Source organism: Nguyenibacter vanlangensis, from assembly GCF_013376155.1.
In the GTDB taxonomy this organism is placed as follows: domain Bacteria; phylum Pseudomonadota; class Alphaproteobacteria; order Acetobacterales; family Acetobacteraceae; genus Gluconacetobacter; species Gluconacetobacter vanlangensis.
In genome coordinates this window covers 1-1,339 of sequence record NZ_JABXXP010000738.1, presented here as the reverse complement: position 1 = coordinate 1,339, position 1,339 = coordinate 1, and the positions used below count along the sequence as shown (strand labels likewise).

Here is a 1,339-nt window from a genome sequence, read left to right as displayed (position 1 = left end):
GCCACGGCCCGCGCCAGCGCCGACGGCGCCGCCAGCATCACCCCGGTGGGCTGGTACGGCACCATGACGGTGGACGAAGCCGCCGGCAGCCCGACCCCGGTTTCGACATCCAGCTCGAAGCGCCGCATGAACACCCGCCGCCGCGCGTCATGGACCGGCGGCGCGGCCAGCAGCCCGCGCATCGTCGCCCCCAGCTCGGTATAGACCGCGAAATTCAGTTGCCCGACCGTGCCGCTCAGCCAGTCGCCGATCAGGATGCGGTCATAGGCCATGATCGCGCCATTGCCGCGCCACCGCCCGATCGAACTGTCGGCGCCGGCCCCGGTCCAGGATTCCCGCTCGTGCCACAGCCCGGTCGCCACGTCATAGACCCAGCTCGCCGGCGCCGAGGGGAACAGCAGATTGACGAATTTATGCCCCTCGAGCGTATAGCTGAAGCAGCGCGCATCGGCCCGCGTGGCATAGGACTGCCACGCCCCCTCGGTCGCATGGGTCGAGATCCGCTCGGGCTGGAATCCGTTCAGCCGGTAGAACATCCCGTCATCGCCCAGGAAGAAGACCGTATTGTCCTCCAGGCACTGCGCATGCGGCCCGGCGATGCCGCGCTGGATGAACGCCCCGTCGAAGCGCTGGAACGGGAAGGTCGGCGGCGCATTGCCCGCGTCGTACCACACCTCGGTCCGCGCCGCGCCGAACAGCAGCAATTGCTCGTGGGTGTTCACGATCGCCAGCAGCGGGTCCGCCGTCGCTTCCTTCGACGCGAACATCGTGCCGTCGAACGGCACCACCGCCCCCTGCGGCGAGAGGAAGAATTCCTGCGTCCCCGACCGGTTGAACACGAAATAGGTGTCGAAATAGACGACGCTGTCCGCCGGATGGAAATTGGGGTCGGTGATCTGCTGCACCCCGCCGGCGACCGAGTACGACCAGCCGGATTCCCCATCCACCCAGACCAGGTCCGTGCCGTTGGTGTCCATCGACACCGGCCCCGTCACCCAGGTCGCGCCCAGCTCGACCGACGACCCGTCCGGATCGACCCGATACAGCGCCTGCCCCGACACGACATACAGCACGCCGCCCATCAGGCACATGCCCTGCACCGGGCCCGCGCCGCACTGCGCGAAGGCCACCATCCCCGGGCAGCCCCACACCGGCACCGGCGTCTTGGCCCCCTTGGGCGCGAACTCGGCATAGAAATTGACGCAGCGCTGCGCATCCAGCGCCACCGACCGCGCCTGATAGGATTGCGCCGCGAAGGGCACCTGCTGCACCACCATCGCGCGCTACCCCGACCGCCCGGCCGGGCCCATGCCCGCGCCGAACAGCACCGATTGCGGCT

Annotated in this window: 1 pseudogene; it reads right to left on the bottom strand. The window is 69.0% G+C overall.

Features of this window, described 5'->3' with window-relative positions:
• Positions 1–1,277 (bottom strand): annotated as a pseudogene (locus tag HUK84_RS18580) (packaged DNA stabilization protein); the annotation flags it as partial.
• Positions 1,278–1,339: the final 62 nt, after the last annotated feature.